This is a genomic window from Comamonas sp. MYb21 (genome assembly GCF_037479395.1).
Taxonomy (GTDB): domain Bacteria; phylum Pseudomonadota; class Gammaproteobacteria; order Burkholderiales; family Burkholderiaceae_C; genus Comamonas.
In genome coordinates, this window is the sequence record NZ_JBBGZC010000011.1 from 116363 (window position 1) to 132413 (window position 16051).

The window sequence follows — 16051 nt, forward strand, 5'->3', positions numbered from 1 at the left end:
GGTTGCGCGAGAAGGATTTGAACCTCCGACCTTTGGGTTATGAGCCCAACGAGCTACCAGACTGCTCCATCGCGCACCGCAATTATAGCGCGACTTTGGTACTGCATTTTGGCCGAATGCGCTTTTAGCGTATATTTTTTGCGCTTCGACTTTTATAGCAATCTTGGCGGGGTCAAAGCGGCGGCCTTAGCGGCCCACTTTTCCGGCTGACCAGCCCGGCCCGCAACGGTGCTGCCCGGCAGCCGGGCACAAAAAAGCCAGCTCGAAAGCTGGCTTTTGGTGTTCTGGTTGCGCGAGAAGGATTTGAACCTCCGACCTTTGGGTTATGAGCCCAACGAGCTACCAGACTGCTCCATCGCGCACTTGCATTATAGCTCGGGTTTTCCTTAATACGAAGCGCTTTGTCATCATTTGGAAAACTATTTGTGCAGATGGGCCTCCAGCGCAGCCTGGAGCGGCCGGAAAACGCGCGGCGCCAAAGAAAAAGCCCACCGGAGTGGGCTTTTTCAGTCAGAACCTGCAGAGGGCTTATTCTGCTGCGGCATCACCGGCTTCTTCAGCGCGGTCCACCAGTTCAACATAGGCCATAGGCGCGTTGTCGCCCACGCGGAAACCCATCTTCAGGATACGGGTGTAGCCGCCTGGACGGTTGGCCGAGCGAGGACCCAGCACGTTGAACAGCTTGGTGACGCTGTCGCGGCTGCGCAGACGGTCAAAAGCCAGACGGCGGTTAGCCACGGTGTCCACCTTGGCCAGCGTGATCATGGGCTCGATCACCTTGCGCAGTTCCTTGGCTTTAGGAACGGTGGTCTTGATGGCTTCGTGCTCGATGAGCGAATTCATCATGTTTTGCAGCATCGCCTTACGGTGAGACGAGGTGCGGTTCAGTTTGCGGAGGCCGTGTCCGTGACGCATGGTGCTTTTCCTTTTAGATTGATTCAATCAAACAGCCGTATCAGGTACTGTTCGACGCACTACGATTGAGCTCTCCCACCATTGGGAGAGCTCTCCATTATAACTTAACGCTTTTCCAAACCGGCTGGTGGCCAGTTTTCAAGCTTCATACCCAGGGTCAGACCACGGGAAGCCAACACTTCCTTGATCTCGTTGAGCGACTTGCGACCCAGATTCGGGGTCTTGAGCAACTCATTTTCGGTGCGCTGGATCAGGTCACCGATGTAGTAGATGTTCTCGGCCTTCAAGCAGTTGGCGGAACGCACGGTCAGCTCCAGCTCGTCCACAGGACGCAGCAGGATCGGATCGAACGTGGCGTTGTTGCGCGCCTGGCCACCTGGCTGGTCGAACACATCCAATGCGCCGCCTTCGAGCTGCGCAAACACGGCGAGCTGTTCCACCAGGATCTTGGCCGACGAGCGCACTGCATCTTCTGCAGCGATGGCGCCGTTGGTTTCGATCTCGAGAACCAGCTTGTCCAGATCGGTACGCTGCTCCACACGGGCGGATTCGACCGTGTAGCTGACGCGCTTGATCGGCGAGAACGATGCATCCAGCACAATGCGGCCGATCGACTTGGTCGACTCGTCACCGTAGCGGCGCACGTTACCGGGCACATAGCCACGGCCTTTTTCCACCTTGATCTGCATGTCCAGCTTGCCGCCTTGCGACAGGTTGGCGATGACATGATCAGGGTTGATGATTTCTACATCGTGAGGCGTCTGAATGTCAGCAGCCGTCACCACGCCTTCGCCATCCTTGCGCAGGCTCAGCGTCACTTCGTCACGGTTGTGGAGCTTGAACACCACGCCCTTGAGGTTCAGCAAGATGTTGACCACATCTTCCTGGACGCCGTCGATAGACGAGTACTCGTGCAGCACACCTGCAATGGTCACTTCCGTCGCTGCATAACCCACCATCGAGGACAGCAGAACACGACGCAGCGCATTGCCCAGCGTGTGCCCGTAGCCGCGTTCAAACGGCTCCAGCTCTACCTTGGCGCGATTGTGGCCCAGCTGTTCTACGTTAATTGTCTTGGGTTTCAGCAAATTGGTCTGCATGCAAACTTCCTCTCAATACCCCCGGCTCGTTACACCGGTAAGGCTGGTGAAGCACCAGAACCGCGATGCCTCGCGGTTCTGGGACGGATACACTTTCGCAGTCGAAAACGACCGTGAAATTAACGAGAATACAATTCGACGATCAGCGATTCGTTGATGTCAGCACCGAATTCATCGCGGTCTGGAGACTTCTTGAAGACGCCTTCAGCCTTGTCAGCCGACACGTCCACCCAAGCGGGGAAGCCCACTTGACCGGCCAGTTGCAGCGACTCAACGATACGGGCTTGCTTCTTCGACTTTTCGCGCACAGCCACCACGTCGCCTTCCTTCACGGAGTAGGAAGGAATGTTGACCGATTGACCGTTCACGGTGATGGCCTTGTGGGACACCAGCTGACGCGCTTCGGAGCGTGTCGAGCCAAAGCCCATGCGGTACACCACGTTGTCCAGACGGCTTTCCAGCAGGCTCAGCAGGTTCGCGCCGGTGTTGCCACGGCGACGATCAGCTTCAGCGAAGTAACGGCGGAATTGCTTCTCCAGCACACCGTAGGTGCGCTTGACCTTTTGCTTTTCACGCAGTTGCAGACCGTAGTCCGAGGTACGCGTGCCGGAGGTACGGCCGTGTTGACCTGGCTTGGTGTCCAGCTTGACCTTGTCCGCGATCGAGCGACGTGCGCTCTTCAGGAACAGGTCTACGCCTTCGCGGCGGGAAAGTTTGCCCTTAGGGCCAATAAAACGTGCCACTTGAATATCCTTTTTTCAGCTACCGCATAAATGCGGGAGCCGCCAGTGCACCATGCACTGGCGGCGGTGGGCTTATGGTGAGTTAGATACGACGACGCTTTTGAGGGCGGCAGCCGTTGTGCGGGACTGGCGTCACGTCGGAGATCGACGTGATGCGGATGCCCAGTGCACCCAGAGCACGCACCGAAGACTCGCGACCTGGGCCTGGGCCCTTGATCTCGACGTCCAGGTTCTTGATGCCCTGTTCCATGGCAGCACGGCCGGCCACTTCGGAAGCAACCTGGGCTGCGAAAGGCGTCGACTTACGCGAGCCCTTGAAACCCTGGCCACCCGACGAAGCCCAAGACAACGAGTTGCCTTGGCGGTCGGTGATCGTGATGATGGTGTTGTTGAACGAAGCGTGAACGTGTGCAATGCCGTCAGAAATGTTCTTGCGAACTTTCTTACGTACACGTGCAGCTGCGTTGTTCTGAGACTTAGCCATTGTGTACCTTCAATCTCTTTATTTCTTCAAAGCCGCTGCGCCTTTGCGCGGACCCTTGCGGGTACGGGCATTGGTGCGGGTACGCTGACCACGCATGGGCAGACCACGACGATGACGGAAACCGCGGTAGCAGCCGATGTCCATCAAACGCTTGATGTTCATCGTGGTTTCACGGCGCAGGTCACCTTCCAGGGTCAGGTGAGCGATTGCGTCGCGGATCTTTTCCAGATCAGCGTCCGTGAAGTCCTTGACTTTCTTGGCGTAGTCGATACCAGCGGCTTCGCAGATCTTGCGAGCGGTGGTGCGACCGATGCCATAGATAGCGGTCAGGCCGATCTCCGCATGCTTGTGCGGAGGGATGTTAATACCAGCAATACGTGCCATTTGTGTCCTCTAATACTTTAGATTAACCTTGGCGCTGCTTATGGCGCTGGTCGGTGCAGATCACGCGTACGACACCCTTGCGACGGATGATCTTGCAGTTACGGCAAATCTTCTTTACCGAAGCTGAAACTCTCATTTCATTCTCCTAAAACTTCCATCCGCTCCAGTCTGTGACGGCATTTCAAATATTTAGCCCGAACAGACTGGAGGGCACACTTTCCTGTCGATCTCAGTTTTTGGCTGAGGCCTTGAAGTTCGCCTTCTTCAGAAGCGACTCATACTGCTGAGACATCATGTAGTTCTGGACCTGGGACATGAAGTCCATGGTCACCACCACGATGATCAACAAGGAAGTGCCACCGAAATAGAACGGAACGTTGTACTTCAGGATCAAGAACTCTGGCAGCAGACACACGAAGGTGATGTAAACAGCACCCGCAAGCGTCAAACGCACCAAAATCTTATCAATATAACGTGCTGTCTGATCCCCTGGTCGAATCCCGGGAATAAAGGCACCACTCTTCTTCAGGTTATCGGCCGTTTCGCGGCTGTTGAAAACCAAGGCCGTATAGAAGAAGCAGAAAAAGATGATCGCTGCGGCATAGAACATCACATAGATGGGCTGACCAGGAGTCAGCGTGCTAGCAATGTCCTTGAGCCAACGCATCGATTCGCCAGCGCTGAACCAGTTCACAACAGTGGCAGGCAGCAAGATGATCGACGAAGCGAAGATGGGAGGAATCACACCAGCCATGTTCAGCTTCAGTGGCAAGTGCGAAGACTGACCACCATACACCTTGTTTCCAACCTGACGGCGCGCGTAGTTCACCAGAATCTTGCGCTGTCCACGCTCGACAAACACGACGAAGTACGTCACGGCTGCCACTACGAGAACAATGAAGATCGCGGCAATGATGCTCATCGCACCAGTACGCACCAATTCGAGCAATCCACCGATGGAGCTGGGCAGACCCGCAGCAATACCGGCGAAAATCAGGATCGAGATCCCGTTGCCCAAACCACGCTCGGTGATCTGTTCACCCAGCCACATCAGGAACATCGTACCGGCGGTCAAGCTGACCACGGCGGTAAGACGGAACCCGAAACCAGGGCTGAGGACCAAACCGGCAGTGCCTTCCAGTGCCACGGCAATGCCGAGCGACTGGAACAGCGCAAGCGCCAATGCACCGTAACGGGTGTACTGGGTAATCTTGCGACGGCCGGCTTCGCCTTCCTTCTTCATCTGTTCGAATGTCGGGACGACGTAGGTCATCAATTGCATGATGATCGATGCCGAGATGTACGGCATGATCCCCAGTGCAAACACGGTGAAGCGCGAGAGCGCTCCGCCCGAGAACATGTTGAACAGGTTGAGAATGCCACCCTGTTGGCTATTGAACAGCTGCTGCAACTGGTTGGGATCGATACCAGGCACCGGAATGTGAGCTCCGATGCGGTAGACGATCAGCGCCAGCAACAGAAAAACCAAACGACGACGCAGATCGCCGTATTTACCGGTCTTTGCAATAGTTGCGGTGTTCGTAGCCACTGATGAATCTTTCAGAAAGGGTTAGGCGACGCTACCGCCAGCAGCTTCGATCGCAGCCTTGGCACCAGCGGTGGCGCCGATGCCGTTCAGCTTGACAGCCTTGGACAGAGCACCGGTGTTGATCACCTTGACGACCTTGGCGCGTTGGCCAACCAGACCGGCTTGCTTGAGCACTGCCAGATCCACATCCGCAGCGCCCAGCAGCTCGAGAGCAGCCAGGGAGACTTCGGCGTTGAACTTCAACGTGGTGGACTTGAAACCGCGCTTGGGCAGGCGACGCTGCAAAGGCATTTGACCGCCTTCGAAGCCTACCTTGTGGTAGCCACCCGAACGCGACTTTTGACCCTTGTGACCACGGCCGGCGGTCTTACCCAGACCCGAACCGATACCGCGACCCACGCGACGCTTGGCGTGCTTGGCACCTGCTGCAGGCTTGATGCTATTGAGTTCCATCATCAATCCTTTCAGAGAACCTTCACCAGGTAGGCGATCTTGTTAATCATACCGCGCACTTCGGGGGTGTCCTTCAGTTCGCTGATGCTGTTCAGCTTGCGCAGACCCAGACCACGCACGGTGGCGCGGTGGTCTTCTTTGGTACCAATCGGGCTACGCACCAGTTGGACCTTCACAGTTTGTTGCGTTGTCATAGTGACTCCGATCAGACGAACAGGTCTTCAACCGACTTGCCACGCTTTGCAGCCACTTCCGCAGGGGTCGTGGAGTTGTTCAAAGCGTCGAAAGTGGCGCGAACCATGTTGTAGGGATTCGACGAACCATGGCTCTTGGCCACGATATCGGTGATACCCAGAACTTCGAAGACGGCGCGCATGGGGCCGCCGGCGATGATACCGGTACCCTTGGGGGCAGGAGCCAACATCACGTTGGCAGCGCCATGGTGACCCATCACTTTGTGATGCAGGGTGCCGTTCTTCAACGAAACCTTGATCATGTTGCGACGGGCTTCTTCCATAGCCTTCTGCACGGCAGCAGGCACTTCCTTGGACTTGCCCTTGCCCATGCCAACGCGGCCGTCACCATCGCCAACCACGGTCAGTGCAGCGAAGCCGAGAATACGACCACCCTTCACAACCTTGGTGACGCGGTTGACCGCGATCATTTTTTCGCGCAAACCGTCGTCATTCGCCTGGTCTTGCACTTTGGGGGAAAATTTAGCCATTTCTATCCACTCCGCTTAGAACTGCAGGCCGGCTTCGCGGGCTGCATCAGCCAGAGCCTTGACGCGGCCGTGGTAGGCGAAACCTGCACGGTCGAATGCAACCTTCTCAACGCCAGCTGCCTTCGCCTTTTCAGCGATGCGCTTGCCGATGAGAGTAGCTGCGGCGGTGTTGCCACCCTTGCCAGCTGCGCCCAGGTTGCTGCGCACTTCGGCTTCTGCCGTAGATGCGGTTGCAATCACCTTGGTGCCGTCGCCGGAAATGATCGTGGCATAGATATGGAGGTTCGTACGGTTCACCGTCAAACGCGCAACGCCTTGGTTGGCAATGCGGATACGGGTTTGCAGGGAACGACGAAGACGCTGCTGTTTCTTGTTCAACATGATGCAGCTCCTTATTTCTTCTTAGTCTCTTTGATCGTGACCTTCTCATCCGCATAACGGATGCCCTTGCCCTTGTAAGGCTCGGGAGGACGAACGGCACGAATCTCAGCTGCCAGCTGACCAACGCGTTGGCGGTCAGCACCCTTGATCACCACTTCCGTAGGGGTAGGGGTGGCCACGGTGATGCCAGCAGGCATTTCAAAGTTGACTGGGTGGGAATAACCAACGCTCAGGTTCAGCTTGCTGCCAGAAGCAGCGGCCTTGTAACCCACGCCGACGAGAGACAGCTTCTTCTCGAAGCCCTTGCTCACACCAACCACCATGTTGTTCACCAGCTGACGCATGGTGCCGCTCATGGCATTGGCTTCACGGGAGTCATTCACCGGCTCGAAAGCCAGCTTACCGTCGTTGTTGGAAACCTTGACCAGGGCGTTAGGGGTCAGCAGCAGCGTGCCGCCTGCGCCCTTGACGCTGATTTGGTCTTCCTTGATGGAGACATCCACACCTTGGGGGATGCTCACAGGCATTTTTGCTACACGGGACATGTCAGTATTTCTCCTTCAATGCCGCGTTAAGCCACATAGCAAAGCACTTCACCGCCGACACCGGCAGCGCGCGCTTTACGATCGGTCATCACACCCTTAGGCGTGGTCACGATTGCAACACCCAGGCCGTTTTGGACTTGAGGAATTGCAGTGCAGCCCTTGTACACACGCAGGCCAGGACGGCTTACGCGCTCGATACGCTCGATCACTGGGCGACCGGCGTAGTACTTCAAGGTAATTGCGAGTTCAGACTTGCCATCTTCGGTCTTCACTTCGAAGCCATCGATGTAACCCTCGTCCTTCAAAACCTGTGCAATGGCAACCTTCACTTTGGAGGAAGGAACCAGCACGGTGGCTTTGGACACCATTTGTGCGTTACGGATACGGGTCAGCAAGTCAGCGATTGGATCACTCATGCTCATGTTTAATCTCCTGACTGCTTACCAGCTGGCCTTGGTCACGCCAGGGATGGCGCCGACGAATGCCAGTTCACGAATCTTGGCGCGGCCCAGACCGAATTGACGGAAAGTGCCACGGGGACGACCCGTGATTTCGCAACGTGCACGTTGACGAGTGGGGTTTGCATTGCGAGGCAGCTTTTGCAGGCCCAGACGGGCTGCATCACGCTCTTCGTCGGAACGCTTAGCGTCACCGGCGATGGCCTTCAGTTCTGCATACTTGGCTGCGTACTTGGCAGCCAGCTTTTCACGCTTCAGTTCGCGTTGGATCAGTGCTTGTTTAGCCATGCATCACCTCAGTTCTTGAACGGGAAGCGGAAAGCCTGCAACAGTGCCTTGCACTCGTCGTCATTCTTCGCAGTCGTCGTAATGCTGATATTGAGACCACGCAGTGCGTCGACTTTGTCGTACTCAATTTCAGGGAAGATGATTTGTTCTTTGACGCCGATGTTGTAGTTGCCACGGCCATCAAAGGCGCGGCCAGAAATACCACGGAAGTCACGCACGCGGGGCAGAGCCACGGTGACGAAACGGTCCAGAAATTCATACATCTGAACGCCACGCAGGGTCACCATGCAGCCGATAGCTTGGCCTTCGCGGATCTTGAAACCAGCGATAGCCTTCTTGGCCTTGGTCACCACAGGCTTCTGACCAGCAATCTTGGTCAGGTCAGCCACGGCGTTGTCCATCACCTTCTTGTCGGAGACGGCTTCGCTCACACCCATGTTCAGGGTGATCTTCGTCAGGCGAGGCACTTCCATCGAGGAGGTGTAGCCGAACTTCTTCATCAGTTCGGGAGCGATTTGCTCACGGAATTGTTTTTGCAGTCGTGCAACGTTTGCCATGTCTTACTCCTTAGGCTGCGATTTCAGCGCCATTGGACTTGAACACGCGAACACGTGCGCCGTCGGCGTTCACCTTGATGCCCACGCGATCAGCCTTGCCGGTTGCCGCATTGAAGATAGCCACGTTGGATTGGTGGATAGGCATGGCCTTTTCCACGATACCGCCGTTGGTGCCCTTCATGGGGTTTGGCTTGACGTGCTTCTTCACCATGTTGATGCCTTCGATCACCAGGTGGGAGTCATCCGCACGCAGGGTCACGGTGCCACGCTTGCCCTTGTCACGGCCGGTCAGCACGATAACTTCGTCGCCCTTGCGAATCTTGTTCATAGTGCTATTCCTTTAGAGAACTTCGGGGGCCAGCGACACGATCTTCATGAACTTTTCGGTACGCAGTTCACGGGTCACGGGGCCAAAGATGCGGGTGCCGATAGGCTCCAGCTTGGCGTTGAGCAACACAGCGGCGTTGCCATCGAATTTGACGAGCGAACCGTCAGCACGGCGAATACCCTTTGCGGTACGCACCACCACTGCACTGTAGATCTCGCCTTTTTTGACGCGTCCACGTGGAGCAGCTTCTTTCACGCTCACCTTGATAATGTCACCAACGCTCGCATAGCGACGGTGCGAACCACCCAGCACTTTGATGCACTGGACAGACTTCGCGCCGGTATTGTCGGCAACCTCGAGTCGAGATTCTGTCTGGATCATTTCAATATTCCCAACTTGCACCAGCAGACCAGACAGCCCAATAAGAATTAATCCTCATGGACAGCCAAGCAGCCAGTCAGTCTTGGGCCCGTCGTCCACACCGCAACCATTTACGATGCTTCTCCTGGGCAGAAACCTCGCGCATTAAACGCGAAGCCCTCCATTGTGTCAGAGCTAGCACACCTCGTCAAGGGCACGCACCCAAACCAGCGGTAAATTTGTATTTTTACGCCACTTTTTCGCCGGCGTACTGCTGCGCCAGCACCAGGAAGGCGGTCAGGGCCGTATCCGACCCCAATTCTTCCTGCAAGATCTCGGCCACGCGCGGGGCCAGCTTGGCAGCCAGGCGGGCATCCAAAAACAGCAGGCGGCTGCGGCGGGCGAGCACGTCTTCGACGGTGCGCGCATATTCATAGCGCGCAGCAAAACGCACCATGGCTTCGCTCAGGCCATTGGCCAGCCAGACATCGGCACCCGGCAGCGTGGCAACAAACTCGGCCTCGCTGCCATAGGAGTGCATGCCCTGGGCCATGTGCATGCTGTGCTGGGCGCGGCCCGATGCGGGCGTGCCCACCAGCGGCAGCTTCACGGTCACGCCACCGGGCTTGCGCGGCAGGCGCTGGGCATCGAAGCAGGCGTTGAGCACATCTTCTGCCATCGCGCGGTAGGTGGTCCACTTGCCACCGGTCACCGTCACCATGCCGGACTTGCTGGTCAGCACCGTGTGCTCGCGGCTGATGCCCTTGGTGTTTTCGCCATCGTCATCCTGCGGCTTGACCAGCGGGCGCAGGCCGGCCCACATGCTGCGCACATCGGCCATCGTGGGGGCGCGGCTGAGGTACTTGCCCGCCTCGCTCAAGATGAACTTCAGCTCTTCGTCAAAAGGCCGGGGTTCGCGCGCCAGGTCATGGCGCGGGGTGTCGGTCGTGCCCAGAATCACCTTGCCGAGCCACGGCACCGCAAACAGCACCCGGCCGTCAGCCGTCTTGGGCACCAGCAAGGCATGGTCCGAGGGCAGGAAATCGCGGTCCACCACCAGGTGCACGCCCTGGCTGGGCGCCACCATGGGCTTGACGGGCTTGCCCATCATCTCGGCATCCTGCTGGCGCAGGTGGTCCACCCAGGGCCCCGTGGCGTTGACCACGCAGCGCGCACGCACCGTGTAGCGCTGGCCGGACTCGGCATCCTTGCAGACCACGCCAGCGACCCGGCCCTCTTCCTGGATCAGCTCCATCACCGGGCAGTAGTTGACCAGCAAGGCGCCCTTGGCTGCGGCCGTGCGGGCCAGCGCGATGGCCAGGCGGGCATCATCGAACTGGCCGTCCCAGTATTTGACGCCGCCCTTCAAACCCTTGTCCTGCACCGTGGGCAGCAGGCGGCGCGTGGCGCCGGCCGACAGAAACTGCGTGGATCCCAGGCCCGCCTTGCCCGCCAGCGCGTCGTACATCTTGAGGCCAATGCCATAGAACGGCGTGTCCAGCATCTTGTAGGACGGCATCACAAAGGCCAGCGGCTGGGCGATATGCGGCGCGTTGTTCAGCAAGGTCGTGCGCTCATGCAAGGCCTCGCGCACCAGCGAGATATTGCCCTGCGCCAGGTAGCGCACACCGCCATGCACCAGCTTGGTGGCGCGCGACGAGGTGCCCTTGGCAAAGTCCATCGCTTCAAGCAGCGCCACCTTGAAACCGCGCGCGGCCGCATCAAGCGCCACCCCCAGCCCCGTGGCCCCGCCCCCCACCACCACCAGGTCAAATACCGGCGTGGCGCCCAGGCGGGCCAGCAAATCAGTACGGTGAACAGACAGCGGAGCAGCAGCAGTGGACATGCGAAATAGAAAAGAAGGTCTGAGGGTTGCGGCGCGCCAGGTCTGGCCAGGAACGCCGCAAAGTGCCAAAGCCTGGAAGCGAGATTCGCTTTTGCGCTTTTGCGCTTTTGTCTCTAAATTTTATTCGTTTTTGATCTTTTTTGTTCGTTATTGGCAAATTTGCTGTGGACGAACCCCAAGATCTCAGCGGCGCAGCATGCCAGCCTGGCATGCCAATCTGATGACAAAACCAGCCGCCAGCCATGGGCTGCTGCGGTGGCTGCGCCCGGGGGCGGGCGGCAGGCACCCCGCCGAACTGTTGCGTTTTGCACTATATTGGCGGGAGTTTTCGTTTTTATTCGTTTCAGACCCACGCCATGACGGAGCTCTACAACAGCAACCCTCGCCAACTGCTGCTCTTGCAAGAGGTGCAGCGCCGCAGCTCGGCCACCGTCGAAGAGCTGGCCGCCTTCCTGGGCGTGACCCTGCAGACCGTGCGCCGCGATGTGCAGCGGCTGTCCGAAGCCGGGGTGCTCACGCGCTTTCATGGCGGCGTGCGCGTACCCAACTCCACCACAGAAAATCTCGCCCACCAGCAGCGCGAAGCCCTCAATGCCGACGGCAAGACCCGCATCGCCCAGGCCGTGGCCGCCCAGGTGCCGCACAACTGCTCGCTGATCCTGAACATCGGCACCACGACCGAGGCGATTGCCCGCGCGCTGATGCAGCACCGGGGGCTGCGCATCATCACCAACAACCTCAACGTGGCAGCCACCTTGAGCAGCAATGCCGATTGCGAAGTGATCGTCGCTGGCGGCGTGGTACGCGGCCGCGACCGGGGCATCATCGGCGAGGCCGCGGTGGACTTCATCCGCCAGTTCCGCGTGGACATTGCGCTCATCGGTATTTCCGGCATTGAATCGGACGGCAGCCTGCGCGACTATGACTTCCGCGAAGTGAAAGTGGCCCAGACCATCATGGACCAGGCACGCGAGGTCTGGATGGCGGCCGACCACAGCAAGTTTGGCCGCCCGGCGATGGTCGAGGTGGGCCCGCTCTCGCGCATCGACCGGCTGTTTACCGATGCCCCGCCGCCCGATCCTTTCCCCCGGCTGCTGCAAGAAGCCCATGTGCGCTGCACTGTCGCCTGACGGCCAGGCACCGCCCCCTGCCCCTTTGTTGACTTGATTGAATACCGGCTCAGACCGGCCTTGAGACATGACCTATCTGCTCGCTCTGGACCAGGGCACCTCCAGCTCCCGCACCATCGTGTTTGACCGCCAGGGCGCCATCGTGGCCCAGGCGCAGCGCGAGCTGCCGCAAATCTACCCCCGCCCCGGGCATGTGGAGCACGACCCGATGCAGATCTGGGGCACGCAGCTGGCCACGGCGCAGGAGGCGCTGAAGGCCGCCGGCATCAGCGCCAGCCAGGTCACCAGCCTGGGCATCACCAACCAGCGCGAGACCACCATCGTCTGGAACCGCAAGACCGGCCAGCCCATCCACAATGCGCTGGTCTGGCAGGACCGCCGCGCCGAGCCCGTCTGCGCCCAGCTGCGCGCCGATGGCCATGCCGCGCTGATCCAGGAAAAAACCGGCCTGCTGGTCGATGCCTATTTTTCGGGCACCAAGCTGCAGTGGCTGCTGGACCATGTGCCCGGCGCGCGCGCTGCTGCCGAGCGCGGCGAGCTGGCCTTTGGTACGGTCGACACCTGGCTGGTCTGGCAGCTGACCCAGGGCCAGCGCCATGTCACCGATGTGAGCAACGCCAGCCGCACGATGCTGTTCAACGTGCACAGCAATACCTGGGACCAGGAACTGCTGGACCTCTTGCACATCCCGCGCTCGCTGATGCCCGAGGTGCAGCCCTCGGCCAGCCATTTTGGCGATACCGCCGCGCAGGTGCTGGGCGCGGCCATCCACATCGGCGGCATGGCCGGCGACCAGCAAAGCGCGCTGTTTGGCCAGGCCTGCTTTGCGCCGGGCATGGCCAAGAACACCTATGGCACCGGCTGCTTCATGCTGATGCACACCGGAGCGCAGTTCCACCCCTCGCGCAATGGCCTGCTGACCACCAGCGCCGCGCAGACCGACACCCGCCCGCAGTTTGCACTCGAAGGCAGCGTCTTTGTCGGCGGCGCCGTCGTGCAGTGGCTGCGCGATGGCCTGCGCGCCATTGAGCACAGCGGGCAGGTGCAGCAGCTGGCCGAGAGCGTGCCCGACAGCGGTGGCGTGATGATGGTGCCCGCCTTTACCGGCCTGGGCGCGCCCTATTGGGATGCCGATGCCCGAGGCACCATCACCGGCCTGACCCGGGGCACGACGGTGGCCCATATTGCGCGGGCTGCGCTGGAATCCATTGCCTACCAAAGCGCCGCGCTGCTGCAGGCCATGAGCCTCGATGCCGTCGCCAACGGCGGCCAACCGGTGACGGAATTGCGCGTGGATGGCGGCGCCAGCGTCAACAACCTGCTGATGCAGTTCCAGGCCGATCTGCTGGGCATTCCGGTGGTGCGCCCGGCCTGCGTGGAGACCACTGCGCTGGGCGCCGCCTACCTGGCGGGCCTGACCACCGGCATCTACCAAAACAGCGAAGAGCTGTCGGCACTATGGAAGGCCGAGCGCCGCTTTATGCCCACGCAGGACAAGGCGCGCGCCGATGCGCTGATGGCACGCTGGGAACAGGCGGTGCGCCAGACCACGGCGCGCTAAGCCACTTCTCCCAAAACGACAACAGGGGCCGCAGCCCCTGTTGTTGTCTATGCCTTCAATGGGATCCGCTTATTCCTCGTCGCCACGCAGCAAGGCGCGGTGGATCAGCGCACCGATCACGGCACCCACAATCGGCGCCAGCCAGAACAGCCACAGCTGCTCCAACGCGATGGCGGGGCCAAACAGCGCAGGACCGGTGCTGCGTGCAGGGTTGACCGAAGTATTGGTCACGGGGATCGAGATCAGGTGGATCAAGGTCAGGCACAGGCCAATGCTCATGCCGGCAAAGCCCACGGCCGCCTTCTTCGTGGTCGAGCCCAGGATCACCAGCAGGAACACCGCCGTCAGCACCACCTCGGTCAGCAGCGCGGCCAGCATCGAGAACTTGCCTGGCGAGTGTTCACCAAAGCCATTGGTGGCCAGATCGGTGACCTGCGCGCCTGCCTTGCCGCTGGCAATCAGGTACAGCAGGCCGGCCGCCACGATCGCACCCAGCACCTGGGCAATGATATAGCCCGGCAGATCCGAGGCCTTGAAGCGCCCGGCCACCGTCAAGCCGACCGAGACGGCCGGGTTGAAATGGCCGCCCGAGATCGGGCCAAAGGCATAGGCGCCGGTCAGCACCGTCAGGCCAAAGGCCAGCGACACGCCCAAAAGGCCAATACCCACTTCAGGAAAAGCAGCGGCCAGCACCGCGCTGCCGCAGCCGCCAAAGGTCAGCCAGAACGTACCCAGGCATTCCGCCGACCATTTTTGCAGGTTGGATGTCATTTCTCTTACCCCTTCATCAGTCAGACCCGCGGCATGCAACGCACACACAGGCGAGCCCTAGTAGCCGAGATGATAAGGAGCGAGCCGCGTTTGAAAATGTCAACAATTGCTGGTGCAACAAGCGCGCTACACTTGCTGAAAATGCTATGAAAATCAAGACTCAAATACATTATTCGTTCGGTCTATTCAACGCGCTGTCGCTCTCTGTTGTGCTGCTGCTTTTGGCCGGCTGCAAGACCTCTCCGGAGCCCGCCCAGGCCCCCATCTCTCCATCCCCCAACACCCCAGGTGCCGTCGCCTGCCATGCCCCTGGCACCCCGGCCCTGCAACTGTTGGGCGAGCAGCGTTGGCCGCTGGACACCCACTGGGCCGGTGTGCCCATCGGCGGGCTCTCGTCGATCGATTACAACCCTGCCGATGGCAGCTATTACCTGGTGAGCGATGACCGCTCAGCCAAGGACAGCGCCCGCTGGTACCGGGCCCGTATCCGCTACGACGCCAGCGGCCTGCAGCAGGTCAGCATCACCGACCAGCAGTACCTGCAGACACCGGCAGGCAGGCCCTACCCCAGCAGCCGGACGGCGGCAGCGGACACGGCCGTGCCTGACCCCGAAGCGCTGCGGCTGCTGCCCGGTGGGCGCAGCGTGGCCTGGAGCAGCGAAGGCGACTTTGCACGGGGCTTTGGCCCCTCGCTGCAGCAGGCCGGGCTCGATGGCAGCTGGCAACAAACCTGGACACTGCCCGCGCAGCTGCAAGGCCCGCTGCAGCCCGAAACCGGCCGGGGCCCGCGCAACAACATGACCCTGGAGGGCATCGCGATCAGCGAGGACCAGCGCAGCCTTTGGCTATCGATGGAAGGCGCCTTGCGCCAGGACGGCCCGCTGCCGCGCCGGGGCCAGACTGGCGGGCCGCTGCGCATCACCCAGTACGACCTGGCCAGCCAGCAGCCTGTGCGCCAGATCGCCTATATCCCCGACGCGCTGCCCAAGGACAACCTGCTGCTGCCACTCATTGCGATCAATGGCGTGAGCGAAATCCTGGCCGATGGGCCCGACCACCTGCTGGTGCTCGAGCGCGCCTATGTGCTGGGCGCCGGTTTTTCTGCACGCCTCTACCGCATCAACACCCAGGAGGCCAGCGACACCTTGGCCATCGATGCGCTGCAGGACGCGGCATACACCCCCGCCCACAAGGAGTTGCTGCTGGATTTTGCGCAGCTGGGCCTGCGCACCGTGGACAACCTCGAAGGCATGACCTGGGGCCCGCGCCTGGCCAGCGGCGAGCGCGTGCTGCTGCTGGTCAGCGACAACAACTTCAACCCTGCCCAGGTCACGCAGCTTCTGGCGCTGGTCGAGACAACGGTCTGCACCGGCGCATCGGGCAACACATCCGGCCAGGCCGAGCAATCGCATCGCAATTGAAATTGATAGCAAAACCTGTGCGCCCCGCATGGCTTGCCGCGCCAGCGGTTTGA

Annotated in this window: 22 protein-coding genes and 2 tRNA genes; 3 read left to right on the plus strand and 21 right to left on the minus strand. The window is 60.0% G+C overall.

The genetic code is table 11. From position 1 onward, the window contains the following. Nucleotides 1-2: 2 nt before the first annotated feature. The 20 genes from WH367_RS17370 to WH367_RS17465 form a co-directional block, all read right to left on the minus strand. Nucleotides 3-76 (minus strand) — tRNA-Met (locus WH367_RS17370). A gap of 209 nt (nt 77-285) precedes the next feature. Then, nucleotides 286-362 (minus strand) — tRNA-Met (locus WH367_RS17375). A gap of 166 nt (nt 363-528) precedes the next feature. Then, on the minus strand, nt 529-915 hold the full coding sequence (rplQ, locus tag WH367_RS17380) for a 50S ribosomal protein L17 (protein WP_021028321.1): 387 nt from the start codon (nt 913-915) through the stop codon (nt 529-531). A 104-nt stretch (nt 916-1019) separates the two neighbouring features. Then, nucleotides 1020-2015, minus strand: coding sequence for a DNA-directed RNA polymerase subunit alpha (locus WH367_RS17385; protein ID WP_021028320.1), 996 nt, complete (start codon nt 2013-2015; stop codon nt 1020-1022). 119 nt (nt 2016-2134) lie between these two features. Then, complete coding sequence (gene rpsD, locus WH367_RS17390) at nt 2135-2758, minus strand: 30S ribosomal protein S4 (protein WP_021028319.1); 624 nt, start codon at nt 2756-2758, stop codon at nt 2135-2137. An 82-nt stretch (nt 2759-2840) separates the two neighbouring features. Next, entirely contained in the window at nt 2841-3242 is a 402-nt protein-coding gene (rpsK, locus tag WH367_RS17395) for a 30S ribosomal protein S11 (protein WP_021028318.1), read from the minus strand. Nucleotides 3243-3260: 18 nt separating this feature from the next. Continuing rightward, nucleotides 3261-3626, minus strand: a complete 366-nt coding sequence (gene rpsM, locus WH367_RS17400) for a 30S ribosomal protein S13 (RefSeq protein WP_021028317.1) — start codon at nt 3624-3626, stop codon at nt 3261-3263. 22 nt (nt 3627-3648) lie between these two features. Then, complete coding sequence (gene rpmJ / locus WH367_RS17405; protein ID WP_003050535.1) at nt 3649-3762, minus strand: 50S ribosomal protein L36; 114 nt, start codon at nt 3760-3762, stop codon at nt 3649-3651. Between the two features lie 93 nt (nt 3763-3855). Next, complete coding sequence (gene secY, locus WH367_RS17410) at nt 3856-5175, minus strand: preprotein translocase subunit SecY (RefSeq protein ID WP_021028316.1); 1320 nt, start codon at nt 5173-5175, stop codon at nt 3856-3858. A 21-nt stretch (nt 5176-5196) separates the two neighbouring features. Then, on the minus strand, nt 5197-5628 hold the full coding sequence (rplO, locus tag WH367_RS17415) for a 50S ribosomal protein L15 (protein ID WP_027011218.1): 432 nt from the start codon (nt 5626-5628) through the stop codon (nt 5197-5199). Nucleotides 5629-5639: 11 nt separating this feature from the next. Beyond that, entirely contained in the window at nt 5640-5822 is a 183-nt protein-coding gene (rpmD, locus tag WH367_RS17420) for a 50S ribosomal protein L30 (RefSeq protein WP_021028314.1), read from the minus strand. Nucleotides 5823-5833: 11 nt separating this feature from the next. Then, nucleotides 5834-6352, minus strand: coding sequence for a 30S ribosomal protein S5 (gene rpsE / locus WH367_RS17425; protein ID WP_027011217.1), 519 nt, complete (start codon nt 6350-6352; stop codon nt 5834-5836). A 15-nt stretch (nt 6353-6367) separates the two neighbouring features. Then, the gene (gene rplR, locus WH367_RS17430; protein ID WP_021028312.1) at nt 6368-6733 is read right to left on the minus strand and encodes a 50S ribosomal protein L18; all 366 of its coding nucleotides are present in this window, start codon (nt 6731-6733) and stop codon (nt 6368-6370) included. Between the two features lie 11 nt (nt 6734-6744). Continuing rightward, nucleotides 6745-7278, minus strand: a complete 534-nt coding sequence (gene rplF, locus WH367_RS17435) for a 50S ribosomal protein L6 (RefSeq protein ID WP_027011216.1) — start codon at nt 7276-7278, stop codon at nt 6745-6747. Between the two features lie 26 nt (nt 7279-7304). Continuing rightward, a complete protein-coding gene (rpsH, locus tag WH367_RS17440) occupies nt 7305-7700 on the minus strand; it encodes a 30S ribosomal protein S8 (protein ID WP_021028310.1) in 396 nt (131 codons plus the stop codon). A gap of 18 nt (nt 7701-7718) precedes the next feature. Continuing rightward, entirely contained in the window at nt 7719-8024 is a 306-nt protein-coding gene (gene rpsN / locus WH367_RS17445) for a 30S ribosomal protein S14 (protein ID WP_021028309.1), read from the minus strand. 8 nt (nt 8025-8032) lie between these two features. Next, complete coding sequence (rplE, locus tag WH367_RS17450; protein WP_021028308.1) at nt 8033-8581, minus strand: 50S ribosomal protein L5; 549 nt, start codon at nt 8579-8581, stop codon at nt 8033-8035. Nucleotides 8582-8591: 10 nt separating this feature from the next. Continuing rightward, complete coding sequence (gene rplX / locus WH367_RS17455) at nt 8592-8909, minus strand: 50S ribosomal protein L24 (protein WP_021028307.1); 318 nt, start codon at nt 8907-8909, stop codon at nt 8592-8594. A gap of 12 nt (nt 8910-8921) precedes the next feature. Continuing rightward, nucleotides 8922-9290, minus strand: a complete 369-nt coding sequence (gene rplN, locus WH367_RS17460) for a 50S ribosomal protein L14 (RefSeq protein WP_003050500.1) — start codon at nt 9288-9290, stop codon at nt 8922-8924. 226 nt (nt 9291-9516) lie between these two features. Continuing rightward, on the minus strand, nt 9517-11115 hold the full coding sequence (locus WH367_RS17465) for a glycerol-3-phosphate dehydrogenase/oxidase (protein ID WP_312986262.1): 1599 nt from the start codon (nt 11113-11115) through the stop codon (nt 9517-9519). Between the two features lie 356 nt (nt 11116-11471). Between WH367_RS17465 and WH367_RS17470 the strand changes: the two genes are divergently transcribed. Together WH367_RS17470 and glpK are read left to right on the plus strand one after the other, a co-directional pair. Then, nucleotides 11472-12245 carry a DeoR/GlpR family DNA-binding transcription regulator gene (locus WH367_RS17470; protein ID WP_021028305.1) on the plus strand — a complete coding sequence of 258 codons (774 nt, stop codon included), beginning with the start codon at nt 11472-11474 and terminating at the stop codon, nt 12243-12245. Nucleotides 12246-12312: 67 nt separating this feature from the next. Beyond that, nucleotides 12313-13806, plus strand: a complete 1494-nt coding sequence (glpK, locus tag WH367_RS17475; RefSeq protein ID WP_339537044.1) for a glycerol kinase GlpK — start codon at nt 12313-12315, stop codon at nt 13804-13806. 69 nt (nt 13807-13875) lie between these two features. Here the strand turns inward: glpK and aqpZ are convergent, their stop codons facing one another. Further along, a complete protein-coding gene (gene aqpZ / locus WH367_RS17480; protein WP_021028304.1) occupies nt 13876-14577 on the minus strand; it encodes an aquaporin Z in 702 nt (233 codons plus the stop codon). Between the two features lie 146 nt (nt 14578-14723). Between aqpZ and WH367_RS17485 the strand changes: the two genes are divergently transcribed. Then, nucleotides 14724-15998 (plus strand): esterase-like activity of phytase family protein, encoded by a 1275-nt coding sequence (locus tag WH367_RS17485; RefSeq protein WP_339537045.1) that lies wholly within the window; start codon nt 14724-14726, stop codon nt 15996-15998. Nucleotides 15999-16051: the final 53 nt, after the last annotated feature.

What these genes read in the sequence shown, in the direction of transcription:
- aqpZ (WP_021028304.1), bottom strand. Translation starts at nt 14,577, where the DNA reads ATGACATCCAACCTGCAAAAATGGTCGGCGGAATGCCTGGGTACGTTC.
- rplO (WP_027011218.1), bottom strand. Translation starts at nt 5,628, where the DNA reads ATGGAACTCAATAGCATCAAGCCTGCAGCAGGTGCCAAGCACGCCAAG.
- rpsH (WP_021028310.1), bottom strand. Translation starts at nt 7,700, where the DNA reads ATGAGCATGAGTGATCCAATCGCTGACTTGCTGACCCGTATCCGTAAC.
- WH367_RS17485 (WP_339537045.1), top strand. Translation starts at nt 14,724, where the DNA reads ATGAAAATCAAGACTCAAATACATTATTCGTTCGGTCTATTCAACGCG.
- rplQ (WP_021028321.1), bottom strand. Translation starts at nt 915, where the DNA reads ATGCGTCACGGACACGGCCTCCGCAAACTGAACCGCACCTCGTCTCAC.
- rpsN (WP_021028309.1), bottom strand. Translation starts at nt 8,024, where the DNA reads ATGGCTAAACAAGCACTGATCCAACGCGAACTGAAGCGTGAAAAGCTG.
- WH367_RS17465 (WP_312986262.1), bottom strand. Translation starts at nt 11,115, where the DNA reads ATGTCCACTGCTGCTGCTCCGCTGTCTGTTCACCGTACTGATTTGCTG.
- rpsK (WP_021028318.1), bottom strand. Translation starts at nt 3,242, where the DNA reads ATGGCTAAGTCTCAGAACAACGCAGCTGCACGTGTACGTAAGAAAGTT.
- rpsM (WP_021028317.1), bottom strand. Translation starts at nt 3,626, where the DNA reads ATGGCACGTATTGCTGGTATTAACATCCCTCCGCACAAGCATGCGGAG.
- rpmD (WP_021028314.1), bottom strand. Translation starts at nt 5,822, where the DNA reads ATGACAACGCAACAAACTGTGAAGGTCCAACTGGTGCGTAGCCCGATT.
- rpmJ (WP_003050535.1), bottom strand. Translation starts at nt 3,762, where the DNA reads ATGAGAGTTTCAGCTTCGGTAAAGAAGATTTGCCGTAACTGCAAGATC.
- rpsE (WP_027011217.1), bottom strand. Translation starts at nt 6,352, where the DNA reads ATGGCTAAATTTTCCCCCAAAGTGCAAGACCAGGCGAATGACGACGGT.
- WH367_RS17470 (WP_021028305.1), top strand. Translation starts at nt 11,472, where the DNA reads ATGACGGAGCTCTACAACAGCAACCCTCGCCAACTGCTGCTCTTGCAA.
- rplX (WP_021028307.1), bottom strand. Translation starts at nt 8,909, where the DNA reads ATGAACAAGATTCGCAAGGGCGACGAAGTTATCGTGCTGACCGGCCGT.
- rplN (WP_003050500.1), bottom strand. Translation starts at nt 9,290, where the DNA reads ATGATCCAGACAGAATCTCGACTCGAGGTTGCCGACAATACCGGCGCG.
- rplE (WP_021028308.1), bottom strand. Translation starts at nt 8,581, where the DNA reads ATGGCAAACGTTGCACGACTGCAAAAACAATTCCGTGAGCAAATCGCT.
- WH367_RS17385 (WP_021028320.1), bottom strand. Translation starts at nt 2,015, where the DNA reads ATGCAGACCAATTTGCTGAAACCCAAGACAATTAACGTAGAACAGCTG.
- glpK (WP_339537044.1), top strand. Translation starts at nt 12,313, where the DNA reads ATGACCTATCTGCTCGCTCTGGACCAGGGCACCTCCAGCTCCCGCACC.
- rplF (WP_027011216.1), bottom strand. Translation starts at nt 7,278, where the DNA reads ATGTCCCGTGTAGCAAAAATGCCTGTGAGCATCCCCCAAGGTGTGGAT.
- rplR (WP_021028312.1), bottom strand. Translation starts at nt 6,733, where the DNA reads ATGTTGAACAAGAAACAGCAGCGTCTTCGTCGTTCCCTGCAAACCCGT.